The following is a 23832-nucleotide window of genomic DNA, read 5'->3' as shown; positions in this document are numbered from 1 at the left end:
TCCGGGGAGAAACGGCCCGGCAGGACACCGTCCGGGGGGAGGCGGCTCCCCGAGAACGGCGGGACGGCTGTGGACGGCCCTGGTGGCCTCGGTGGCGCTGGTCGTGGGCCTGCTGTCGACAGCCGCGCACGGCCGGCCGGAGGGGGCCGCCGGGCGGGCCGGGGCGGGAACGGCGGCGCGGCAGACGCTGACCTGGACCGCCGGTGACCCGATCGACCGCTATCTCTCCTTCCCCGCGACGGCGGTGGAGGGCCGGACCACCATCGTCTTCGAGAACAGCCGGGCGAGCGGCAACACGACCGGGATGCCGCACTCCCTGACCTTCGACGTCTCGGACCCGGAGTACAACAACGACGTACCGCTGAACATCCTCGCCAACCCCGGGGACGACCGGGGCGGCCGGCACACGGCGGAGGTGACGCTCACCCCCGGGCGGTACCGCTTCTCCTGCGCCATCCCCGGCCACGGCACCATGCGGGGCGTCCTCACCGTCACCGAGAGCACCGGCGGCGACACCACACCGCCGGACACCTCGGCGGCCGTCACGGGCGACCGCGACGACCAGGGCGCCTATGTCGGGCAGGCGACGGTGACACTCACCGCGACCGACGAGGGCTCCGGAGTGGAGCGCACCGAGTACGCGCTGGGGGCGGACGGCCCCTGGCAGCCGTACACCGCCCCGGTCGTGGTGAACACCGTCGGCGCGCACACACTGCGCCACCGGGCCACCGACCGGGCCGGGAACACGGGGGCCGGGAAGAGCGAGTCCTTCACGGTGGCCGCGCCGCCGACCGGCGACACCACACCGCCGGACACCTCGGCGACGGTCGCCGGCGACCGCGACGGCCAGGGCCGCTACCGGGACACGGCCACCGTGACCGTGACCGCGTCCGACACCGGCTCGGGCGTCAACACCATCGAGTACGCGCTCGGGGAGGCCGGCGCCTGGCAGCCGTACACCGCCCCGGTCGTGGTGGACTCCCCCGGCGCGCACACGGTCCGCTACCGGGCCACCGACCGGGCGGGCAACGCGGCGGGGGTGAAGTCCGCCTCCTTCACGGTGGTCGCGACCCCCGCGCCGGACCGGGAACCGCCGGTGACGGCGGCCTCGGTGAGCGGACGGCTGAACTCCGACGGCGCCTATGTGACCAGCGCCCGGGTCACGGTCGACGCCACCGACGCGGGCGGCTCGGGGGTGGAGCGGATCGAGTACTCGCTCGACGGCGGCCCGTATCTCGCCTACACCGCACCCGTGCTGATCGACCGGGTGGGCTTCCACTCGGTGCTGCACCGGGCCACGGACCGGGCGGGCAACACCTCGCAGGCGCGGCGGGTCACCCTCACCGTCGCCGAGGGCGGCGGCGTCCCGGCGCCCCACTGCCCCGAGTGGGACGAGCGGCTCACCGTGATCGTGGGCACCGTCGACTCCGGGGTGCCCAACCGGATGACCCGGGGCCGCTGCACGGTCAATGAGCTGATCGAGGACGAGAAGTCCTGGTCCTCGCACGCGCTCTTCCTCAAGCACGTCGACTCGGTGCTGGACGGGCTGCTGGCGGAGGGGGTCGTGGACGCGCGCGAGCACCGGGTGGTGTACCGGGCGGCCCGGCAGTCGGGCATCGGCAGACCGGGCCGGAACACCGGCTACCGCCCGCTGTTCGACGGCTCCCGGGCGTCCTTCGACCGCTGGCAGCACGTGGGCGGCGGCTCGTTCGCCCTCAACGACGACGGGACGATGACCAGCGGCACCACCCGGGCCGGTCTGGGCATGCTGTGGTTCCCCGGGACGCGGTTCGGGGACTTCTCGCTGAAGCTCCAGTGGCGGGACGACGCCCCCGGCGGCTCCCACGCCAACAGCGGGGTCCTCGTCCGCTTCCCCGGGGTGCACGACCACCCGGAGGAGCCGCGCCCCGAGTGGGTCGCCATCACTTTCGGCCACGAGGTGCAGATCCTGGACCGGCCGGACGGCGACCCGTACAAGACGGGCTCGGTCTACGGCTTCGACCGGGTCGGGCTCGGCGGTGCCGGGGTGACGCCGAAGGGCACCTGGAACGAGTACGAGATCCGGGTGGTCGGGCAGTCGTACGAGGTGCTGCGCGACGGCGTGCTGATCAACCGGTTCGAGAACACCGGCGGCCAGGAGTTCGTCCCGCCGCGCGCCGGCGACCCCGGGACCGACGGCCGGCGGTACGCCACCGGGTACATCGGGCTCCAGGTCCACGGCACCACGGATGTGGTCTCGTACCGCAATATCCGGATTCAGGAGCTGTGACCGGGGCGGCGGCCCTCCGTCCGGGGGCCGCCGCCACTCCCGCCGTCACTCCGGGTCGCGCGCGCGGCTGGGCTGGACCCGTTTGGGCTCGCCGGGCATCTTCGGGTACTCCGGCGGATAGGGCAGATCGCCCAGGCCGTGGTCCGCCTCGTCGCGGCGGGCGGTCTCCAGCAGGGTCTCCAGGCTGAAGCGGTGCTCGTCCATGTCGGCGTGGACATCGCCCTCGCGCGCGTAGCGGCCGGGCATGGTCCTGATGTCGAAGTCCTCCGGGCGGGCGTCGTCGATCTCCTCCCAGCGCAGGGGCGCGGAGACCGGGGCGTGCGGCCGGGGGCGGACCGAGTAGGCGGAGGCGATGGTGCGGTCGCGGGCGGTCTGGTTGTAGTCGACGAAGATCCGCTCGCCGCGCTCCTCCTTCCACCACTTGATGGTCACCCGGTCCGGCATCCGCCGCTCCAGCTGCCGTCCGCAGGCGATGGCGGCGCGCCGGACCTGGGTGAAGGTCCAGCGGGGTTCGATGGGGACGAAGACATGGAGACCGCGCCCGCCGGAGGTCTTGGGCCAGCCGCGCAGCCCGGCCTCGTCGAGGACGGCGCGCAGTTCGTGGGCGGCGCGCACGGCGTCCGCGTAGTCGGTGCCGGGCTGGGGGTCGAGGTCGATGCGGAGTTCGTCGGGGTGGTCGGTGTCGTCGCGGCGGACCGGCCAGGGGTGGAAGGTGACGGCGCCCAGATTGGCGGCCCAGATCACGGCGGCGGGTTCGGCGGGGCACATCTCGTCGGCGGACCGGCCGCTGGGGAAGGTGATGTGGGCGGTGGGAATCCAGTCGGGGAGGTGCTTGGGGGCGCGCTTCTGGAAGAAGGACTCGCCGGTCACCCCGTCGGGGTAGCGCTCCAGGGTGGTGGGGCGGTCGCGCAGGGCGCGGGTGATGCCGTCGCCGACGGCGAGGTAGTAGGTGACCATGTCGAGCTTGGTGTATCCGTGCTCGGGAAAGTAGATCTTGTCGGGATGGGACACGCGCACGGTGCGTGTCCCCACGTCCAGCTCCACCGCTCCAGCCATGTCCGTCAGGGTATGTCGTGCCGACATTCACCGCATACCGGACACTGTTCCCATGGATCTGCCGGTGATGCCGCCCGTGAAACCGATGCTCGCCAAGTCCGTGAGGACCATCCCGCCCGGTATGCAGTACGAGGCCAAGTGGGACGGCTTCCGGGCGATCGTGCACCGCGACGGCGACGAGATGGTGCTGGGCTCCCGCACCGGCAAGCCGCTCACCCGCTACTTCCCCGAGCTGGTCGAGGCGCTGGCGGCGAATCTGCCCGCACGGTGCGTGGTGGACGGCGAGATCGTCGTCGCCCATGAGGGGCGCCTCGACTTCGACCGGCTCAGCGAGCGCATCCACCCCGCCGACTCCCGGGTGCGGACCCTCGCCGAGCGGACCCCGGCGAGCTTCATCGCCTTCGACCTGCTGGCGCTGGGCGACCGTGCGCTGCTGGACGCCCCGCTGTCCGAGCGCCGGACCCGGCTCGCCGAGGCACTGCGCCCCGCCGCTCCCCCGGTCCATCTCGCGCCGGCCACCACGGACCGGCAGCTCGCGGCGGAGTGGTTCGACCGGTACGAGGGCGCGGGGCTCGACGGGATCGTCGCCAAGCCGCTCGATCTGCCCTACCGGCCCGACGCGCGGCTGATGTACAAGATCAAGCACGAGCGGACCGCCGATGCCGTGCTCGCCGGCTACCGCTTCCACAGGAGCGGGCCGGTCCTCGGCTCGATGCTGCTGGGGCTGTACGACGGGACGGGCACGCTCCAGCACGTCGGCGTCTGCGCCGCCTTCCCCATGAAGCGGCGGGCGGAGCTGATCGCCGAGCTGGAGCCGCTGCGGATGGACCCTCCGGACGGCCACCCCTGGGCCGCCTGGGCGCGGGAGAGCGCCCACGAGGGGGCCAGGCTGCCGGGCGCGCCGAGCCGCTGGAGCGGGAAGAAGGATCTGTCGTGGGTGGCGCTGCGGCCCGAGCGGGTGGTGGAGGTGGCCTACGACCACATGGAGGGGGACCGATTCCGGCACACCGCCCAGTTCCGCCGCTGGCGCCCCGACCGGGACCCCTCCGGATGCACCTACGCCCAGCTCGCGGAGCCGGTGCGCTACGACCTCGCGGAGGTGCTCTCGGCACCCGGGGGCTGAGAGACGGGCGCCGGCGCCGAAGCCGCCGGGGAATCGGGCGAGTTGATCGATTCGGATGCCCGTGCGGCGTTCGCGTAAGGTGTGTCGCCGGTGCCGCCCGAGACGGAGGGCCGGGCGAGCCGCGCTGTGCGCACCTCTCGTACGACACCGTGGTCCCGGTCGCCTCGACGGGGGCGCGGGCTGCGGGGTCGCCGCGCTGCTCGGGCCCTCCTCGCATCCTCGCGCACGCCCGTGTCCGGCTCCTGTGCGCGCCGCGCGGAGGGGAGTCGGCGGGAGAGGGCACCGCTCACTGCCCGGGGGGGTCGCACCGCCGGTGCGCAGTGGGAGATCGAGGGGCGGCCGGCGACGGTTGCCCCACCGGGACATTCCCGCCGCCGAACGCGGACCTCGCTCCGCTAGGTATGGAGGGACAGGGTCCGCCGGGAGCCCGGCGGACCGCTGGAGCAGAAGAGAAGGACTACGCCGTGACCGCCTCGCCCTCACCCCTCGTCCCCGTGCCGATCCCGGACCGGGTGGCCGTGCTGATCGGATCGTGCATGCCCGACCATGTGCTGCGCGCGGAGATCGAGGCGGACAGCGCCGCACGGGAGATCGGCCGCTTCCGGGGCCCGCTGTGCGCCGAGGACCGGGCCGACCGGGAGTACGCGCTCTCCGTGCTGGCCCGGGCGAACAAGGTGCTGGCCGCGCACCACCCCCGGCTGGTGATCGGCCCGTACCAGGGGTGCTGAGGCGCGGGCGGAGCGCCCGGCGCCGTGCCGGGATGTGAGCGCCGTGGGCCGCCGCTACCCCGGGCGGACTCCCCCCGCATGCGGCTGACCTGGGACGGTGTGACGCTGCGAGGGTGACCTCCGGGATTGACACCGCAAGCGGCGCCGCCGCGCCGCCCGTGCTCGACGCGCGGCAGCGGAACATCGTCTTCGGCACGGTTCTGCTCGGGGTGCTGCTGGCCGCGCTGGACCAGACGATCGTCGGGACCGCGCTGCCCACGATCGTCTCGGAGCTGGGCGGCGCCGCGCACATGTCGTGGGTGGTCACCGCGTATCTGCTCACCGAGACCGTCGCCACGGTCCTGGTCGGCAAATTCGGCGATCTCTTCGGCCGGAAGCTGATCTTCCAGATCTCGGCGGTCATCTTCATCACCGGCTCGTTCCTGTGCGGGCTGTCCACCACGATGGCCGCGCTCATCGGCTGGCGGGGGCTCCAGGGCATCGGCGCGGGCGGGCTGATGGTCACCTCGATGGCGCTGATCGCCGATGTCATCCCGCTGCGCGACCGGGGCAAGTACCAGGGCGCGATCGGCGCGGTCTTCGGTGTCTCCACGGTGGTCGGCCCCCTCATCGGCGGGCTCTTCACCGACCATCTGACCTGGCGCTGGGCGTTCTACGTCAATGTCCCGATCGCCATCGCCGTGGTGGTCGCCGCCGCCCGCACCATGCCGTCCGTGCGCGCGGCGGGCCGCCCGGTCATCGACTACGCGGGCATCGCGCTGGTGACGGCGGGCGCCGGAGCCCTGATCCTCGCGACGAGCTGGGGCGGGAACCAGTACGCCTGGAGCTCACCGGTCGTCCTCGCGCTCTTCGCCGGCGGACTGCTCTCGCTCGTCCTCTTCTGCCTGGTGGAAGTGCGGGCCGCCGAGCCCATGCTGCCCATGCGGCTCTTCCGCAATCCGGTCTTCACCGTCTGCTCCGTGCTGAGCTTTGTCGTCGGCTTCGCCATGCTCGGCGCGCTCACCTTTCTGCCCACCTATCTCCAGTACGTGGACGGGGACTCGGCCACCCTCTCCGGGGTGCGCACCCTGCCGATGGTGCTGGGGCTGCTGGTCGCCTCCGTCTGGAGCGGCAACGCGGTCAGCAGAACCGGCCGGTACCGGATCTATCCCATCGTCGGCAGCGTGGTGATGGGCGCGGGCCTGTTCCTGCTCTCGCTGATGGGGCCGGGGACCGGGGCCTGGCTGGAGTCGCTGTACATGGTGGTGCTCGGCGTCGGCATCGGTCTGTCGATGCAGGTGCTGACGATCGCCGTGCAGAACACCGTGGAGTACGCCGATCTCGGCACCGCGACCTCCGGGGTCACCTTCTTCCGGACGCTGGGCAGCGCGTTCGGGGCGGCGGTGTTCGGCACCATCTACGCCAACGCGCTGGCCCCGAACCTCACCCGGGCCGTGGCGCGGGCGGCGCGGGAGGTGGGCGCCGACCCGGCGGTGATCGCCCGGCTGGCGCGCAGCCCCCGGGGGCTGCACCACCGGCTGACGGCCGCGCAGCGCGAGCCGATCGTGCAGGCGTACGCGGACACCCTCCAGACGGTCTTCCTCTGGACCGTGCCCGTCGCCGCGCTGGGGCTGCTGGTCGCGCTCTTCCTGAAGGAGGTCCCGCTGCGCGACACGGTCAGGGCCGCCTCCACCGACATGGGCGACGGCTTCTCGTCGCCGACCACCGGGGACTCGGAGAAGCTGCTGGAGGGGGCGGTGGCGAAGATCGTCTCCCGGACCGGGCCCGCGACCGCGCGGCAGGTGGTCACCGGCTCCGACAGCAGGCTGGACATCGCGGGCGCCTGGGCGGTGATGGAGGTGGAGCAGATGACCCGGCTGGTCGGGCACGCCAGCGCGGGGCTGATCGCGGCCCGCCACCGGCTGCCGCCCGAGGTGCTGGTGCCGGTGTTCGCCCGGATGGTGGACGAGGGGTTCCTGAGCCGGGAGGGAAGCTACTTCTCCCACACCGAGGCGGGGCGGCGGGAGGCCGGCGCGATCACCCGCGCCTGGCAGCAGTGGCTCGGCGACCAGCTGGAGCACGACATCGGGCGGCCTCCGGGCCCCCGGCTGCACGCCGCGGCCGACAGCATCGCCAAGCGGCTCCTCGCCGAGGAACTGGAGGAGGGCCTGCCGAGGAAGTGACCACCGGGACCGGGGCCCGGCGGTGCCGGCCGGCGCGGGGGCACGGCGGTGCGGGGCCGGGCCGGTGCCGGGCCCGGCGGATCACTCCAGGAAGACCCCGTCCACGTACACCCACAGACCCCGCACCCGCTCGAAGGCGCTCCTCTCGTGCAGCGCCCCCCGCTGTCCGTGCTGCCGGTACCGCGCGCGGAAGGTGACCGTCCCCGTGGAGTGGAAGGGACTGCCCTCGGTGGTCCCGGTGATCTCCAGCCCGCTCCAGCGCGTCGCCGGGTCGAGCTCCAGCTCGGGGGGCCTGGTCGCCGGGTGCCAGGTGCGCAGCAGATAGGCCGGGTCGTGGGCGGCGAAGGCGCTGTAGCGGGAGCGCATCAGCAGTTCGGCGGTGGGGGCCTCGGCCCCGCCCGTGTGGAAGCGGCCACAGCACGCGCCGTAGGCGGCGGGCAGCCCGCAGGGGCAGGGCGAGCCGGCGGTGAGGACCGGCGGGGCGGCGGGGGCGCGCCGGGGACGGGAGCTGCGTCGGGACATGCCCCCATTCTCCAGCGGCGCCCGCCCGGAGAACCAGCCGGGGCGCCCGGGCCCCGCGCCCGGTCCCGCGTCCGGGACGCCGGACCCCGCGCCTCAGCCCTGGCCCGTCCGGTGGTCCTGCTGCCGTGCGCGGGGCGGCGGGAAGACCGGGGCGCCGGGGCGGGTGGTGGTGACGCGGCGGGCACGGGCCAGCACCTCGGGCTCCACCGCCGCCAGCGCCTCGTCCGAGCCATGGGCCAGCAGCTCGGCCACGGCCTCCCCGAGCACGGTCCGCGCCTGGGCCGACCCCTGCCGCTCCGACCAGAGCGCGAGCAGCCGCTCCGGGCAGCTCGTGGCCGCGTGGGCGAAGGAGGCCTCCGCCCACGCCCGTACCGCCGTGTCCTCGCCGTGTGCCTCCAGCGCGGTGAGCGCGACCCGCGCCATCAGCCCCACACCGACCGTGTCGTGCGCCCCCGATTCGATGACGCCCAGGACCCGGCCGACCACCGCGGCCGGCAGCCGGGCCGCGTCGGTGGCGAGCTGGCCCAGGAGCAGCCGGGTCACACAGCGCTGCGAGGTGTCGTCGAGGCCGCTGCCCGGTCCGATGAAGGTGGCGCAGCGCTCGTACTGGGCGGCCAGCTCCTCCTCGGGCGCCCCGAGCCCGCTGGCGAGCCAGAGCGAGGTCAGCCCGTGGGCGACGGAGGTGGCGCTGCCGTCGGCGGTGCCCACGAAGGTGGTGACGGCCGGGGCCAGCCAGGTGAAGACGGGGTCGATGGCGTGGAGCACGATGGCATCGTCGGTGCCGGCGGAGACGGTCATCTTGTGGCGGATCTGGTCGGGGAAGGCATGAATCCAGCCGACGGTCCGGCTCCGGTCCTCGTGCGCCGGCCAGCGGCCGTGCAGCCAGTACACATCCACCGGCTCGGGCAGGTGCAGCAGGTCCTGGGCGGGCCGGATGTCGAGGTCCCGGTCCTCCCCGTCCCAGACCTGCCGGATGCTCAGCGCGAGGGCGAAGTCCGTCCACTCCGGCTCGGTGAGGGCGGCCCGCCAGAGCTGGACCCGCCGGTGCCACAGGGCCGCGCAGGTCTGGACGTCGGGGAAGAGCCTGCTGGCCCGGACTCCCCCGGTGACCAGCAGGGTGAGGATCAGCAGATTGGCGGAGTAGACGCCGTGGCGCGAGGCCGTGGACCGGACGGCGGGGCGGTAGCCGGCGTAGCGGTGCTCGGTGCGGTGGTGGTGGCCGGCGATCACGGTCAGCAGCAGCTCGCCGAGCCGGTGGCGGTCGCGGGCGGAGATCCGGCCGATCCGGGCACCGACGAAGCGGAGCATCTGCCGGGAGGAGAGCGGGGCGTACGACAGCAGGACGTACAGCAGGTCGTCGTCGACGGTGGTCCGGCCCACCGAGAGCGCGGGCCGCTGGTCGAGGAGCTGTTCGAGGAGCTGTACGGCGAGCCGGGCCGCGAGGTACTCGCCGAAGGTGGCGTGGAGGAACTCGTAGGTGGCGAGCCGGTGGTCGTCGCGGACGGCCTGGGCGCGCTGGACGAAGAAGAACCGGCCGAGGGCGATCTCCCCCTGGCCCAGCGGGGCGCGGAAGCCGTCCTCGGCGGGTTCGGGGCGGCCGAGGACGGCGGTGAGATCGGCCTCGGCCTCGGCGGTGGTGATCCACTGGCGGTGCCGGTTGAGCATCCCGAAGGAGATCAGGGAGAGCCGCTGGAGCTCCTGTCCGGCGCGCTGCCGCAGCTCCGCGTGCGTACAGGCGACGGCCGACTTGCTGACCTCGCGGACGGCGAAGGACTCCAGCAGCTCCTCGTACAGCTCGGCCTCGCCGAGGGGTTCGTCGCCGCCGGCGCCGCGCTGGAGGGCGTTGTCCGTGGCGTCGTAGAGGGCGAGCATCAGCAGCAGCAGCGGCTGGGAGGCCAGCGCCTGGTGGCGGTGGGCGACATCGGCGCTCAGCGGGCGCAGTCCGCGTTCGCAGAGCGACCGGGCGTTGAGGCGGTTCCACAGCTCCAGCCAGTGGCCGATCTGGGGGCGGCTGAAGGGTTCGAGCCGGAGCGCGACGGAGCCCTCGGGGTAGCGTGCCCGGTCGGCGACGGCGGTGCGGCTGGTGACGACCGCGAAGACCGGCCGGCCCTGGTCCGCCTCGCGCTCCTGGAAGCGGGCGACCCGCACCAGGAAGTCGGACTGGCTGACGCCGGTGGCCTGGAGGAGTTCGTCGAATCCGTCGAAGAGCAGCACCGGGACGGCGCCGCCGGCCGCCCGGACCAGCTCGGGCCAGGAGGCGCGTTCACCGGTGCCGGCGCGGACGGCGTGCTCGATCTGGTCCTGGATGTCGGCGTCGGCCGGGACCTCGCGCAGCACGATCCGCACCGGGAGGTATCCCGCGCCCGGCAGCCGGGCGGCGAGGATCTTGGTGAGGACGGACTTCCCGGCGCCGGGCTGGCCGAGGACGATCAGCGGTGCGGTGGTCGCGGCGATGGTGGTGAGGGTGCCCGCCAGGTACTCGGTGAGGTCGGAGCGCACGGGCACCGACTCCCACCAGCCCTCCTCGGCGGGGCCCTGGGGGCTGTCGAGCACCGGGCGCACCCGGAAGTCGGGGTCGACATACCCCTCGCCGAGGGTGGGCAGACAGACGCCGGCGGGGGCCTGCCCCTCGGACAGTATCGGCCGGGGCAGGGTGGCGCGGTAGCCGGTGGTGAGGGCCTCGGCGACCTGCCGCAGCGGGCTCGGCGGGCTCAGTCCGGCAAGGGCGGTCTCGATGCCGGTGAGCGCCCGGCGCAGAGCGACCCGGGTCGCCTGGTGCTCCGTCTGCCCGGACCAGAAGCCGAATTCGGGCACGTCCCGGGCGAGTTCGGTGTACAGCTCCTGATAGCGCTCCACGGCCTCCACGGCGAAGCCGCCATCGCCGAAGAGCTGATCGACGGCCTCGCGCTGCCGGTCGTCGAGTCCGTCCCAGACGGCGAGCCCCCGGACGAAGGAGGTGAGTTCGTCGCCGCGCGACCCGTACCAGCGGCGCAGTTCGCCGAGGACGGTCTCGTACGGGGTGTGGGGCGCGGGCTGGGGGGCGCCGGTGGTGAGCAGGGAGGCGAGGAGGTCGCGCCCGGCGCCGCCGGCGATGGTGAGCTGCTCGCCCCGGGTCAGCTCCAGCTCGTCCAGCCGGAACGGCAGGCTCCGGGTGCCGAGGGTGTCGAAGAAGGCGGTGATCACCAGCACCGTGTGGGCCGCCGCGATGCGTTCGGTGCGGGTGGCGCGGTCGGCACCGGCGAGGTGCTCGCGCAGACCGGCCGTCAGATCGCGGCCGAGCCGGAGAATCCGGCCGCGCGCGTCCAGGGCGTTGAGCACCACATCGCTGACTCCGCCGGTCGCCACGGTCAGCGCGCCGCCCAGTATCCGGTCGGCGGCGGCGAGACCCGCGCTGTCACCCGTCAGAATCGCCACCGCGTCGCTGTAGCCGACCAGTCGCCGTGCTCGCACCGCTACCCCTGACCTCGGCCGTCGTTGCCCTTCCGGTTTACCACGCGAATCACCTGTCTCGTGGTGAAATCGGTCGGATACGACACAGTGTGCCCGACCGGGTCCGGTCGGACACACCGTCGTACACCTCAGGAGCGGCCGCGGCTCCGGGGGTGGGCGTGACCCACCTGGATCTCGTCCACCCGGAGTTGGCGGTGGAACCGGGGCACGGTCTCCTTCGCCCAGGTGCTGTCGATGTCCAGTCTGATGTAGCGGGTCCGCAGCGTGCCGAGGTCGATGAAGCGGGTGCCCCGGGCGCTCTCCAGGACCGCGCTCCGCACGGGCGCGCCCCAGGTGGTGCCGTCGCGGCTGACGGAGACCCGGTAGTCCTTGATCCTGGCCGAGTCCTCGGCCCGGCCGAAGGTCTCCCGGCTGTGGGTGGGCGACCACTCCTGCTGGCTGACACCGAGATGGGTGACCTGCTTCACCCGGCCGAGGTCGAGCGTCACGGAGACCGGGACCTGGCCGTCGGAGTCCCAGTGGGCGGAGAAGTCGCCATCGCTCAGGGCGCTCGCCGGGAAGCCGGCCTTCGCGGAGGTGGCGGTGGCCCGCACCGACCGCGCGGGGTACACGCCCTCGCGGTCCGGGTGGGTGTCCACGGTGAGGACGGTGTCATAGGGGTCCCAGGCGGTGATGCCCTTGACGGTGACGGTGCCGTCCCGCTGGTCGAAGGCCAGGCGCTCGCCGGTGCGCAGATCGGTGACCCGGCGGACCCGGTGGCCGTTGTCGCGTATCCGCACCTCGTCCGCCGTGGCGGGCCGGGTCGTCACATGGACGTACTGGCGGGTGCGGTCCTTGGCGCTGACGGTGACATAGCCGTAGGCGCCGTCGTTCCAGGAGCCGGGCTGGAGGCCGCCGTAGCGGTAGCCGCCGCCGTGGACGCCGGAGAGCGACTTCCAGATCGGCGGGAGGTACTCCTTCATGAAGTCGGTGAACTTCTGCTGCTGCGGCGGGAAGGTGCCGTTCACCCGGGCGGTGAGGTTCATCAGCGATTTGATGGAGGTGCCGGCGTTGGCGGCGTAGCGGCCGACGTTGAGTCCGGTGGAGACGGGCCGGTCCTGGCCGTCGTACCACCAGGCGCCGGTGTCGGGGACCTTGTAGCAGGACTCGGTGAGCCGGGGCATGGGGGTCCAGATCGCCGACGGCTGGTCGTAGGCCGGGGTCATCCCGGTCTTCTGCTCATGGGACACCATGTCCATGATCGCGGTGTCCTCGTTGTTGTTGCTGAGGGTCATGTCCGGGCGGCGCTCCCGGATCTGCTCGTAGAGCCGGTTCTGCTCCCAGTACTCGTTGTCGTTGTCGATCCAGAAGCCGGAGAGCCGGGGGTATCCGGCCATGACCTCGAAGAAGAGGTCGTAGGAGAACTCGCCGAAGCCGGGCCGGGTGGTGAGGTCGACCTCCTTGCCCTTGTGGGCGGAGTAGGCGGCGGAGTCCAGGGTGTTGAAGCCCTGTTCGCTGTGCCACTTGGGGTCGTCGGTCATATAGAGGATGACCTCGACGCCCTTGGCCCGGGCTGCGGTGATCAGCTCACCGAGGATGTCGCGCTCGGTGGCGCAGCTGCCGGGGATCTTCGACGGCCAGGGGCGGGCGTAGCCGAGCCGGGAGTGGAAGGTGGCGAGGACGATATAGCTCGCCCGGAGCTTCCTCGCCTCGTCGACCCAGTAGCCGGCGTTCCAGCCGCCGTCCGTGACGGACTTCTCCCAGGCGCGGCAGTCCTGGTGCATCGGGCGGGTGAACATGCCCCAGTGGAGGAAGAGTCCGGCGGTGGAGTTCCGCAGCATCCTCTGCCGGGCCGGGTGGGCGGGATCGGTCGCGGAGGGGCGGGAGGCCGGGAGATCGGCGGGGCCGGCCGCCCGGTCGGGGGTCCGGGCCGCCGGGGCCTGCGGGGCGGGGCTCCGGAGGGCGGGGCTCTGCGGGGTCGCGGCGGAGGGCGCGGAGAGCAGCAGCCCGCCGAGCAGGGCCAGGACCGCCGCGAGCACGATCGCGGGTGTCCGGTGTCTCATGGGTGCACCACCTCGGTTCCATTGACGAAGACCTGACGGATGGTCAAGTCACGGGTGAAGCCGATGACATGGGGCTGGGTGATCCCGGTGAACCGGCAGCGCTCGATGTGGACACCGGTGAAGGGATCGGAGTCGAGCCCTTCGAGGCTGATGGCGCGCCGGGCGCCGTCGTGGACCATGTCCTCGATCCTGATGTTGCGGATGACGGCGGGCCGGGTGCCCTGCTGGCCGGCGTAGCGCGTGGTGAGGTAGATGCAGTCGCGGTCGATCGCCCGGCCGGTGAACCTCCTCACGTACACCCCGTCGATGAAGCCGCCGCGCTTCTTGTTGGTCTTGATGAAGACCGGGTGGCGGGGGTTGTACCGCCCGGGGAAGTCCAGCGGGTTGATCCGGCAGTCCTCGGCGAAGACCCCGCTCACCCCGCCGGACATCTCGCTGCCGACGGCGATCCCGCCCCAGCGGCCGGAGAAGACACAGTTCCGTACGACGATGTTCCGGCTCGGCACACCGACCCGGATGCCGTCCTCGTCGCGCCCCGACTTGACCGCGATGGAGTCGTCCTCGGTGTGGAAGCGGCAGCCGGTGATGAGCATGTCGGAGGTGCACTCGGGGTCGACGCCGTCGCTGTTGTTGATCCGGCCGATGACATCGACGTCCCGGAGGGTGACATTGCGGCAGAGCACGGGGTGGATGGTCCACATGGGCGGTTCGAGGACCGTGATGTCCCGCATCAGGATGTTGCGGCAGCGGTAGAACTGGATCATGTTGGGCCGCAGATGGTGGCCGGCGCCGAAGACGCGCTCCTCGACCGGGACGCCCTCGGTGCCCATGCGGCGCAGCTCCGCCTGGTCGGCCAGGGCGTTTCCGCCGGGGTCGCGCCAGCTCTTCCAGGGGCCGTCCATGCCCTGGCCGTCGAGAGTGCCCCGGCCGGTGATGGCGAGGTCGTGCTGGCCGTGGGCGTGGATGAAGGAGGAGTAGTTGTAGCACTCGGTGCCCTCCCAGCGGGTGAGCACCACGGGCAGATAGTCGGCCGGGTCGGTGGAGAAGAGGACGGTGGCGCCCTCCTCCACATGGAGTTCCACCCGGCTCAGCAGCCGGATCGCACCGGTGAGGAAGCGGCCGGGCGGGACGACGACCCGGCCGCCGCCGGCCCGGTGGCAGGCGGTGATCGCGGCCCGGAAGGCCCCGGTGTTCTTGGTGGTGCCGTCGCCGACGGCACCGTACCGGGTGATGTCGAAGCGCCGCCGGGGGAAGCGCGGGGGCCGAATCCGGGCGAGGATCGCGGGGACGCGGTCCCAGGGGTCGCGGGCGAGCCGGGCGACGGTGGTCTCGGCGGCCCGGACCGTGCCGGCGCCGATCGAGGGCGGCAGGAGCGCGGCGGCGGTCACCGTGCCCGCGCCACTGAGGAGACAGGCCAGGAGGGAGCGTCTGCCGAGGGGGCCCACGGCGGTCACCTCCCGGTCGCCGGGCGCGGGACGGCGATCATGCCGTAGCGGTCCCAGCCCTGGGAGATGCGGGTGAGGTACTTGTCGGCCTCGGCGGCGTCCCGAATCCAGTCCCACTCGCCGGTGGCCGCCTTGTCGGGGCGGGCGCGCATCTCGGCGGCGACGGACTGCGAGGCGTCGAGCCCGGCCCAGATGAGCCGTCGCAGGGCCTCGGTCCGCCGCTCGGGGCCCTGGACCCAGATCCGGTAGCCGAAGTAGGCGGTGGTGATGGCCTCGTGCAGCCGGGCGGTGAGCAGGGTGCGCTCGAAGTGGTGGCTGAGCTGCTGGTAGTGGGCCGGGGAGAGGTCCGGTTCGGCGCGCCGGATGTCGCGCAGCGCGGCCCGGGCCATCGCGACTCCGTACGCCTTCTCCTTGCGCACATCGCGGAGGTAGGCGTGGTTCATCGTGTTGCGGTCGGTGAGCCAGCCGTTCGCGAGGACATGCGGGTTCTCGCGCTTCATCGTGGCCGAGGTCTTGCAGTAGGCGGGCGCGAGATGCTCGATCACCCCGGTCCAGAAGTGGTAGGTCCTGTCGACCGTGTGGCGGACCCGGGTCACCGGCGGGTCGATCCACTTGCCCGAGATGCTGCGGTCGTAGCTGGAGCAGTACGGGTCGTAGTCCAGCCGGGAGTGGTTGGCGTTGTTGGTGCCCAGGGTGTACATGACCGAGGTGACGATGGCGTGCGACCGGGCGAGCGCGGCGCCGACCCGGCGGGCCGCCCTGGCGCCGTAGGCGCGGGCGGCGAACTCCCGGTACATGGCTCCGGGCCGGGCCCCGCGGTCGCGGTCGGCGCGGGCGAGCGCCCAGAGGTTGATCTCGGTGGGGGTGCCGATGATCCTCGACTCCCGGTACCGGTCGGTGCGCGCCACATAGCCGATGACATTGCGCTGTTTCTGGTAGTAGCGCATCCGGTCGACATGGTCCTCGGTGAAGGCGTTGGCGATCTTCCCCTGCCCGTGGTACTCGCCGGTGGCGTCGTACTCGACGAGGACGGGCCGCTTGATCCGGGTGACGGTGGTGTCCACGGGGTGGGTGAGGAAGAAGTCGTGCGGCATCGCCTTGATCATGACCTTGGCGGCCCGGTTCTCGACCAGGTCGATGGCCTTGATGGTGCGCTCCATCTCCTCGGGGAAGTAGCCGAAGGTGCGCAGATAGAGCCCGAGTCCGCGCTCCTCGTCGACCACGTCGGCGACCTGGTCGACGAGGTGGGCGAGTTTGGCCTCCTCGGTGGTGAGCCGGGTGGAGTGCTGGCGCTCCACCCGGGCCCCGGTCTCGATGAAGGTCAGCACCACGGAGTCGATGTCGGGGACCAGGTCGAGCATCTCCCGGTAGTCGTCCTTGAACCACTCCCAGAACGCGGGGTTGTCGAGGTCGATGGTGCCGCCGGGCCCGGTGCGGAACTCGGCCGGGTAGTAGTCGAGCGGATAGAGGGCGTGATCCCAGATCGCGACCTCCCCGATGCCCGCGCGATGGGCGGCGGCGGTGATCCGGTTGGCCTGGTCGCGCCGCTTCTGCTCCCGCACCTGCCGCAGGTCGTGGACGATGTGGTGGCTGATCTGGAGGTGGTTGATCCGGTACGAGGGGGCCGCGGCGACCACGTCGTCGGCGCCCCGGTCGCTGTCGGAGAGGATGGTCCAGCCGCGCACGGCGGAGCCGGTCCCCGACGGCTCCGCCGTGCCGGCCCGCGCCCCGGCGGCCGGGCCGGGGCCGTCGGCGGCTCCGGCCCCAGGGCCGGAGGCTTCGGTGGGCTGGACGGCCCCGGCGAGGGCGAGCACGGCCGCCGCCAGCAGCGTCACCCAGCGTTTCATTATCATGCTCATGACACCTCCACCCCGTTCACGGACACCTTGTGCCGGGTCAGGCCATCGGTGAAGACCACCGAGTCGGGGCCGCGCACCGAGGTGAAGACCGAGCGCGCGAGATGGACCCCGCTCAGCCGGTCGCTCTCCAGGCCCACCAGATGGAGCACCGCGCGGGCCCCGTCGATCCGCGCGTCGGTGAAGTGGACATCGCGCACGGCGACCGGATGCGTACCCCCTTCGCCGTTGTTGTAGTTCATGTTCACGAAGACGACATCGCGCTCCACCCCCTGCCCGCTGAAGCCCCGGACGTACACCCCCTCGACGGCGCCGCCGCGCTTCTTGCTCGCCTTGATGTAGAGGGGGTACTTCACCGGATAGTGGCCCGGGAAGTCGGGCGGGTTGATCCGGCAGCGCTCGGCGAACACCCTCCGTACGCCCCCGGACATCTCGCTGCCGACGGTGATACCGCCCCAGCGGCCGGAGAAGTCGCACTCCTGCACCACGATGTCCGTGCTCGGGACACCCACCCGGTGCCCGTCCTCGTCCCGTCCGGACTTCACCGCGACACAGTCGTCATTGGTGTTGAACCGGCAGCCGGTGACATGGACGAAGCTCGACGCCTCCGCGTCGACCCCGTCGGTGTTGTACAGCAGGCTCTCCACGGTGATCCCCCGGACCGTCACATTGGTGCAGAGCACCGGGTGCACAGTCCACATCGGCGGGTCCACGATGGTCAGATCGCTGATCAGCACGTCCCGGCAGCGGTTGAACTGCACCATCTTGGGGCGCAGATGGTGGCCGGCGCCGAAGACCCGGTCCGCGACCGGAACGCCCTCGCTGCCCATCCGGCGCAGCAGCCGCTGATCGGGCCCCTGGAGGGAGCCGGTGCGGTACCAGCTCTCCCATGGGCCCAGCCGCGCCTGGCCGTCGAGTATCCCCGCCCCGGTGACGGCGACCCGGCGCCGGCCGTAGGCGTAGATGAAGGGCGAGTAGTTGTAGCACTCGGTCCCCTCCCAGCGGGTGCGGACCGCGGGGAGGTAGTCGGCCGGGTCGGGGCTGAAGGCGAGGATGCCGCCCTCGCTGACATGGAGATCCACCCCGCTGCGCAGATGGATCGCCCCGGTGACGAACCGGCCGGCCGGCACCAGCACATGGCCGCCGCCCGCCCGGTGGCAGGCGGTGACCGCCGCGCGGATCGCGGCGGTGTTCTTGGTGGTGCCGTCGCCGACGGCGCCGTACCGGGTGATGTCGAACCAGCGCCGGGGGAAGCGCGGGGGCCGGATCCCGGCGAGGATGCGCGGGACCTGACTCCAGCCGTCCCCGGCCGGGGCGGCCGGGCCGTTGGGCAGCGCGTCGGCGGCGCCGGAGGCGACGGCGGGCAGTGCGGTGCCCGCCGCCAGCGCTCCGCCGGCCCTGAGGGCCGAACGACGCGAGGGGTGCGGATGCATGACACGTCACCTCTCCACAGATGGTGCCGGGTGGGGGTCAGCCGGTGGTCCGGTCCTCCTTCACCCGGGTCACCAGCTGGGTCGGATTGACGAACCGCAGCGCGATCACCAGCAGCACCAGCATCGACAGCGTGTACATCACCGCCATGGCGTCGATGGACTGCTGGGTGCGGATGCCCGCGGAGAACACCGCGTAGTAGAGCGCCACGATCAGGGTCTGACTGTCGGGTCCCGCGGTCAGGAAGGTCAGCTCGAACATGCCGACGGTCCTGACCAGGACGAGAACGGAGGCGGCGAGGATGCCCGGCACCAGCAGCGGGGCGAGAATCCGCAGCAGCACGGAGGAGGTCCGCGCCCCGCACATCCGGGCCGCCGCCTCGATCCTCGGATCAATCTGCTCGATGAACGGGGTCATCGTCAGCACCACGAAGGGCACCGAGGGCACCAGATTGGCCAGCACCACTCCGGTGAGCGTGCCGGCGAGCTGGAACTTGTAGAGCACGGTCGCCAGCGGAATGCCGTAGGTGATCGGCGGGACCAGGATCGGAAGCAGGAAGAGCAGCAGCACCAGCCGCTTCCCGGGGAAGCCGCGGCGGGCGAGCGCGTAGGCCGCCGGCACCCCGAGCACCACCGAGACGGCCACCACCAGCACCGAGACCAGTGCCGTGGTCCAGAAGACCTGGCCGAGACCGAACTCGCGCCAGGCCGAGCCGTACCACTTCACCGTCCAGCCGTCCGGCAGCCAGCTGGTGAACCAGCGGGTGCCGAAGGAGTCCACCAGCGGGACCCCGACGACCCCGGCGAGATGGACGAAGAAGAAGCCGAAGACCAGCACCGTCACCCAGGTGCCGGGCCGTCCGGCCCGGCGGCGCCCTCCCGGCGGCCGGGCGGGGGCCGTCATCCCTTGCCTCCCGTCGAGCCCCGGTAGAGCAGCGAGCGCCAGCCGAGCACCACGAGCACCACCGCCGTCATCACGGCGGCCATCACCATCGCGATGGCCGAGCCGAGGGAGTAGTCGAACTTCTGGAAGGCCGCCTGGTACGCCTCGATCGAGATCACATGGGTCTCCCCGCGCGGATCTCCCACCAGCTGCGCCGACGGGAACACCGCGAAGGCCAGGACGAAGGAGAGACAGAAGGTGATCGCCAGGCCGGGGGCGAGCAGCGGCAGCAGCACATGCCGGAAGCGCTGCGGCCGGTTCGCGCCCAGGGTCGCCGCCGCCTGCTCCAGGCTGGGGTCGATCCCGGTCAGATAGGAGAGGGTGAGCAGATACGAGAACGGGAACCCGGTGATCACCAGCGAGGCGAACACACCCCAGTAGGTGTGGACCAGCACGAGCGGGTCGTCGATGACCCCGGTCGCCAGCAGGGCCTTGTTCAGCCAGCCGTTCGGCCCGAGATAGCCCAGCAGCCCCTGCGCGGTGAGGACCGTGCCCAGGGTGATCGGCATGACCAGCAGGGTGGTGATCAGCCGCCGTCCCCGGAAGGGGCCCCGGGTGCGGAAGGCCACCGGGACGGCGGCGAGGCAGTTCACCAGCGCGACCGGGACGGCCAGCCGGAGCGTGAGCCAGACCGTCTCGCGCAGATACGGGTCCGAGAGGAACTCCCGGTAGTTGGCGAGCGCTCCCCCGCCGCGCGGCGGCTGGAAGGAGAGCTGGAGCCCGTAGAGGAAGGGGTAGCAGAAGAGCAGCGCGAGAAAGACCGCCCCGGGGAACAGCAGCAGCAGGACGCGGTCCACACCGCGCTCCGCGAGCCGGTGCCGCAGCGCGGGCCGGGCCGCTCCCGGCGGGGCCGCCGTCACGGGGTGCCCGCCGTGGCGCGCGGGGCGGTGCCGGACGGACGGGCGGGGTCCGCGCCGTCCCCGGCGAAGACGAGCACCCGCTCCGGGGCCGCGGTCAACTCCACCGCGTCCCCCGGGGCGAGGGCGCGCGGGGTGCGGAAGTGGACCGGCCCGCCGCCGCCGAGCCGGGCCCGCACGGCGAACTCGCGGCCGTGGTACTCCACGACCTCCACGACGGCCGGGACGCGCCCGGGGGGCGGGGCGTCCGCGCTGCGGCTGCCGGGGGTGCCGGTCCCCGCGACCGTCAGATCCTCCGGCCGCAGCGCCGCGACCCCGGCGCTCCCCGCCGTGAGCCCGCCCCGGTCCACACCGGTCAGCTCCGCCGCGCCCAGCCGGAGCGCCAGCCGCCCGCCCGGCCGCGTTCCGGTGACGGTGACCGGCAGCATGTTGCGGTAGCCCATGAAGGAGGCGACACAGCGGTTCGCGGGGTGCCCGTAGACCTCCTCGGGGGTGCCGGTCTGCTGGGTCACCCCGTCGCGCAGCACCACCAGCCGGTCGGCGAGGGAGAGCGCCTCCTCCTGGTCGTGGGTGACATAGACGGTGGTGAGACCGAGGCTCTGGTGCAGCCGCCGGATCTCGGTGCGCATCTCCAGCCGGAGGGCGGCGTCCAGGTTGGAGAGCGGTTCGTCCATCAGCACCAGCCGGGGTTCGAGGACGATGGCACGGGCGATGGCGACCCGCTGCTGCTGGCCCCCGGAGAGCTGCCCCGGCCGCTTGTGCGCGTGCCCGGTGAGCTGGACCAGACCGAGGGCGCGGTCGGTGCGCCGGAGCAGCTCCGCCCGGGGCACCTTCGCCATCCGCAGCCCGAAGGCGATGTTGCCGCGGACCGTGAGATGCGGGAAGAGCGCGTAGTTCTGGAAGACCATGCCGAATCCGCGCCGCTCGGGCGGGACCCGGTCGATGCGCTCGCCGTCGAGCAGGATCTCGCCGCCGGTCAGCGGCAGCAGCCCCGCCAGACAGTTCAGGGCGGTGGACTTGCCGCAGCCGGACGGCCCGAGGAGGGCGATGAACTCGCCGCCCGCGATGTCGAGCCGCAGGTCGCTGAGGGCGGCGTGGCGGCCGAAGCTGCGGGAGACCCTGTCCAGCCTGAGCGTGCCGAAACGGGACATCATTCCCCTGCTCTCCGATGAGTCCGGGTCTTCTCCATGGACCGGTCCGGGCCGGCCGGACCTCCACGGGCTCCGGTTCCGGCCGCCCCGGAACGCGCCGCGGGTGGGCGTCAGCCGCCCGCGACCTCGCGGTTCCACAGGTCGAAGGCCTTGACCTGCTGCTCCGCCGGGAGCGAGGGCTTCTTCGGGAACCGCTCGATCCACTGGTCGAACTCCGGAACCCCGAACTCCTCGATGGTCCTGCGGGACTTCCCGGGGGCCATCTCCAGCGGTACGCCCTTGATCGCCGGGCCGGGGTAGAAGTACCCCTCGTCGTAGGCCTTGGCCTGCTGTGCGGGGGTGAGCATCCAGTTGATCAGCTTGAGCGCGGCGGACATGGTGTCGGCGCTCACGCCCCGGGGGACCACCGCGTACTGGGCGTCGGTCACCCAGGTCATCCCGTCGAAGCGGCCGGCCCTGACCTTCTTCGGCACGGTGCCCAGCGCGCGCGGGTTGATGTACCAGCCCGTGGTGGTCATGATCATGTCGTGGCTGCCGGAGGCCAGGTTCTTCATGGTCTCGGTGGTCCCGGAGCCGTAGACCCCGACGTACTTGTCCAGCTCCTTGAGGTACGCCCAGGTCCTGTCCCACCCCGCGACCGGGTCCAGCGGGTCCTTGTCGCCGAGCAGATAGGGCAGGCCCATCAGAAAGGTCCGCCCGGGGCCGGAGTTGGCCGGATCGGCGTACTGGAACCGCTTCGGATGCTCCTTGGCCCAGGCCAGCAGCTCCTGCGGGGTCCGGGGCGGGTTCTTCACCCTGTCGGGGTCGTACTGGAAGAGGGGGCCCGAGGGGTAGTAGACGACCGCGGTCCCCTTGCCCTGGGCGAGCTTCTGCATCTCGGCCGCGGGCTCCAGATAGTCAGGGGTGCCGATCGCCGCGGAGTGCTCCGCCAGGGAGCTCCAGAGGTTCTGCGAGAGCCCGGCCGCCAGGCCGTCGGTGCCGGTGAGGACGAGGTCGATCTGCACCCGCCCCGCCTGCTGCTGTGCCTTGATCTTTCCGGCGAGGTCGGGGGCCGGGGCCTTGGAGTAGGTCACGTCGCCGACGATGTCCGGGTGCTTCTCGGCGAACTCGTCGATCATCCCCTGGGTCAGCTGGAGATTCCCGGCGACATCGAGGATGTCGAGGGTCACCGGCTTGGCGGGCCGGTCCGGGATCTTCCGCGGCGTCCGGTCGCCGGAGCCGGAGTCCCCGGAGCCGGGTGCGCCGCAGCCGGCGACGGCCACCGCCAGCAGAAGTCCCGTGAGCGCGAGCCTTGCTGAACGGTGGCGCAGTAATCGGGACATGGCGTGAGACACCCCTCTGGTGAGACGGCTCCCCGGGCGATGGGTGAGATAGCGCTTACTCGGCCCTGTGCCCGAACAAGGTCCACCCCACCCGGTGCCCTGTCAAGAGAGTGCGCCGGTGGAACTGCGGACCCGCAGCTCAACAGGGATGGTTTCGGGCTCGATGTCCTCGTCGCCGCTCATGATCCGGCCCAGTGCCTCGCCCGCGGCCTGGCCCAGCCGGTCGCGCGGAACCGCTACCGTCGTCAGAGGCGGAGCGGAGAATCGAGCCATGTCTATCTCGTCGAATCCGGTGAGCGACATGTCCTCGGGCACTCTCACTCCCAGCTCCGAGAAGCGGGCGAGCACCCCGAGGGCCACGAAGTCGTTGTAGGCGATCACGGCGGTCGCGCGGGTGTCCAGGGCCGCGGGGGCACCGGCGTACCCCTCGTCCGTGGTCGAGCCGCAGGGCACGGTGACGACTTCGAGGCCGAAGGCCTCGGCGCCCGAGAGGGCGCGCAGCCGCTCGCTGTTGGCCCAGGCGTGCGCGGGCCCCTCCAGATAGACGACGCGGCGGTGGCCGAGCCGGGCGAGATGGCCGCAGAGCGCCATGATCCCGCGGAAGAAGTCGACCGTGATCGAGTGCAGGGCGAGGCCCGGCACCTGGCGGTTGGTCACCAGCACCGGCGTGGACCGGCCGGCCATGGCGGCGAGGTCCGCGCGGGGCATCCGGGGCGAGCAGAGCAGCAGCCCGTCGGCGTACCGCAGCAGGTCCTCGGTCAGCTCCCGCTCCACCGACGGGTCCTCGTTGGAGTCCATGACCAGGACCCGGCCGCCGGCGTCCCGGGCGACGACGGAGACCGACTTGATGATGTCGTGGAAGTAGGGATTGGCCAGATCCGGTACGAGCACCCCGATGGTGCCGGACCGGCCGCGCGCCAGCCCCTGGGCGGCGGCGCTCGGCCGGTAGCCGAGTTCGACGATGGCGGCGCGGACCCGCTCGGCGAGGCCCGGGGCGACCGTGTCCACCCCGTTGAGCACCCGGGAGACGGTCGCCACGGAGGCCCCGGCCTCCCGGGCGACATCGGCGATCGTGGCCCTTTTCGCGCGCTTCGAGGCAACCATCGGTCCGCTCTCCTTCGGGGCACTCTGCTTGCGCACGGTTGTCCGCAAGGAGTGAGAAACCGGTTTCTCGCTCCAGGAAACTAGCAGAGTCCGGGGCGCGCCGGACCGGTCCCGGCAGGAAGGAACCCTGGCCGGGGGCCTGTTGGGGCCCGGACGCCCGGCGTGCGGGGCGCGGGCGCGGGGCGTGCGACGCACGGGCGGAGCGCGCGGGCGGAGCGCGCGGGCGGAGCGCGCGGGACACGGGTGCGGGTGCGGGGCACGGGTGCGGGTGTGCGCGGCCGGATGGGATCATCCGGCCGCTCGGGGAAGGGCAGCCCGAACAGACCCATGGCGCCCATCTCGGCGACGATCTCGTACGGGAACTCATGGCGC

16 protein-coding genes are annotated in these 23832 nt (G+C 72.5%); 4 read left to right on the top strand and 12 right to left on the bottom strand.

The features are described 5' to 3' along the window. Positions 1-67 precede the first annotated feature (67 nt). Complete coding sequence (locus ACWCRA_RS29170; RefSeq protein ID WP_451069053.1) at positions 68-2269, top strand: OmpL47-type beta-barrel domain-containing protein; 2202 nt, start codon at positions 68-70, stop codon at positions 2267-2269. Between the two features lie 45 nt (positions 2270-2314). On the opposite strand, the gene ligD is transcribed toward ACWCRA_RS29170, so the two are convergent. Beyond that, a complete protein-coding gene (gene ligD / locus ACWCRA_RS29165) occupies positions 2315-3325 on the bottom strand; it encodes a non-homologous end-joining DNA ligase (RefSeq protein ID WP_351556595.1) in 1011 nt (336 codons plus the stop codon). A 52-nt stretch (positions 3326-3377) separates the two neighbouring features. On the opposite strand from ligD, the gene ACWCRA_RS29160 reads away from it, so the two are divergent. The 3 genes from ACWCRA_RS29160 to ACWCRA_RS29150 all read left to right on the top strand — a co-directional run bounded on the left by ACWCRA_RS29160 (position 3378) and on the right by ACWCRA_RS29150 (position 7338). Next, positions 3378-4448, top strand: a complete 1071-nt coding sequence (locus ACWCRA_RS29160; RefSeq protein WP_351556592.1) for an ATP-dependent DNA ligase — start codon at positions 3378-3380, stop codon at positions 4446-4448. A gap of 464 nt (positions 4449-4912) precedes the next feature. Next, positions 4913-5176, top strand: a complete 264-nt coding sequence (locus ACWCRA_RS29155; RefSeq protein WP_351556589.1) for a hypothetical protein — start codon at positions 4913-4915, stop codon at positions 5174-5176. Positions 5177-5289: 113 nt separating this feature from the next. Further along, positions 5290-7338, top strand: a complete 2049-nt coding sequence (locus ACWCRA_RS29150) for an MDR family MFS transporter (protein WP_451069019.1) — start codon at positions 5290-5292, stop codon at positions 7336-7338. 81 nt (positions 7339-7419) lie between these two features. Here the strand turns inward: ACWCRA_RS29150 and ACWCRA_RS29145 are convergent, their stop codons facing one another. From ACWCRA_RS29145 to ACWCRA_RS29095, 11 genes are all read right to left on the bottom strand, one after another. Next, a complete protein-coding gene (locus tag ACWCRA_RS29145) occupies positions 7420-7860 on the bottom strand; it encodes a YchJ family protein (protein ID WP_351556584.1) in 441 nt (146 codons plus the stop codon). Positions 7861-7953: 93 nt separating this feature from the next. Next, entirely contained in the window at positions 7954-11310 is a 3357-nt protein-coding gene (locus tag ACWCRA_RS29140; RefSeq protein WP_451069018.1) for an NACHT domain-containing protein, read from the bottom strand. A 128-nt stretch (positions 11311-11438) separates the two neighbouring features. Then, complete coding sequence (locus tag ACWCRA_RS29135; RefSeq protein ID WP_451069017.1) at positions 11439-13352, bottom strand: alpha-L-fucosidase; 1914 nt, start codon at positions 13350-13352, stop codon at positions 11439-11441. After that, a complete protein-coding gene (locus tag ACWCRA_RS29130; RefSeq protein WP_451069016.1) occupies positions 13349-14797 on the bottom strand; it encodes a glycoside hydrolase family 28 protein in 1449 nt (482 codons plus the stop codon). The genes ACWCRA_RS29135 and ACWCRA_RS29130 overlap by 4 nt, the downstream gene beginning before the upstream one ends. A 5-nt stretch (positions 14798-14802) precedes the next feature. Then, the gene (locus ACWCRA_RS29125; protein ID WP_451069015.1) at positions 14803-16656 is read right to left on the bottom strand and encodes a hypothetical protein; all 1854 of its coding nucleotides are present in this window, start codon (positions 16654-16656) and stop codon (positions 14803-14805) included. Continuing rightward, positions 16653-18086, bottom strand: coding sequence for a glycoside hydrolase family 28 protein (locus tag ACWCRA_RS29120; protein ID WP_351556569.1), 1434 nt, complete (start codon positions 18084-18086; stop codon positions 16653-16655). The genes ACWCRA_RS29125 and ACWCRA_RS29120 overlap by 4 nt, the downstream gene beginning before the upstream one ends. 37 nt (positions 18087-18123) lie before the next feature. Further along, positions 18124-18987 (bottom strand): ABC transporter permease, encoded by an 864-nt coding sequence (locus ACWCRA_RS29115; protein WP_351556566.1) that lies wholly within the window; start codon positions 18985-18987, stop codon positions 18124-18126. Continuing rightward, complete coding sequence (locus ACWCRA_RS29110) at positions 18984-19886, bottom strand: ABC transporter permease (protein WP_351556563.1); 903 nt, start codon at positions 19884-19886, stop codon at positions 18984-18986. Before ACWCRA_RS29110 ends, ACWCRA_RS29115 begins: the two co-directional genes overlap by 4 nt. After that, a complete protein-coding gene (locus ACWCRA_RS29105; RefSeq protein WP_451069014.1) occupies positions 19883-21037 on the bottom strand; it encodes an ABC transporter ATP-binding protein in 1155 nt (384 codons plus the stop codon). The genes ACWCRA_RS29110 and ACWCRA_RS29105 overlap by 4 nt, the downstream gene beginning before the upstream one ends. Positions 21038-21144: 107 nt before the next feature. Next, positions 21145-22356, bottom strand: coding sequence for an ABC transporter substrate-binding protein (locus tag ACWCRA_RS29100; protein ID WP_351556557.1), 1212 nt, complete (start codon positions 22354-22356; stop codon positions 21145-21147). 102 nt (positions 22357-22458) lie between these two features. Continuing rightward, positions 22459-23460 (bottom strand): LacI family DNA-binding transcriptional regulator, encoded by a 1002-nt coding sequence (locus tag ACWCRA_RS29095; protein WP_351556555.1) that lies wholly within the window; start codon positions 23458-23460, stop codon positions 22459-22461. Positions 23461-23832: the final 372 nt, after the last annotated feature.

The organism is Streptomyces sp. NPDC001889 (genome assembly GCF_053594535.1).
This window is presented reverse-complemented; position numbering and strand designations above follow the sequence as displayed.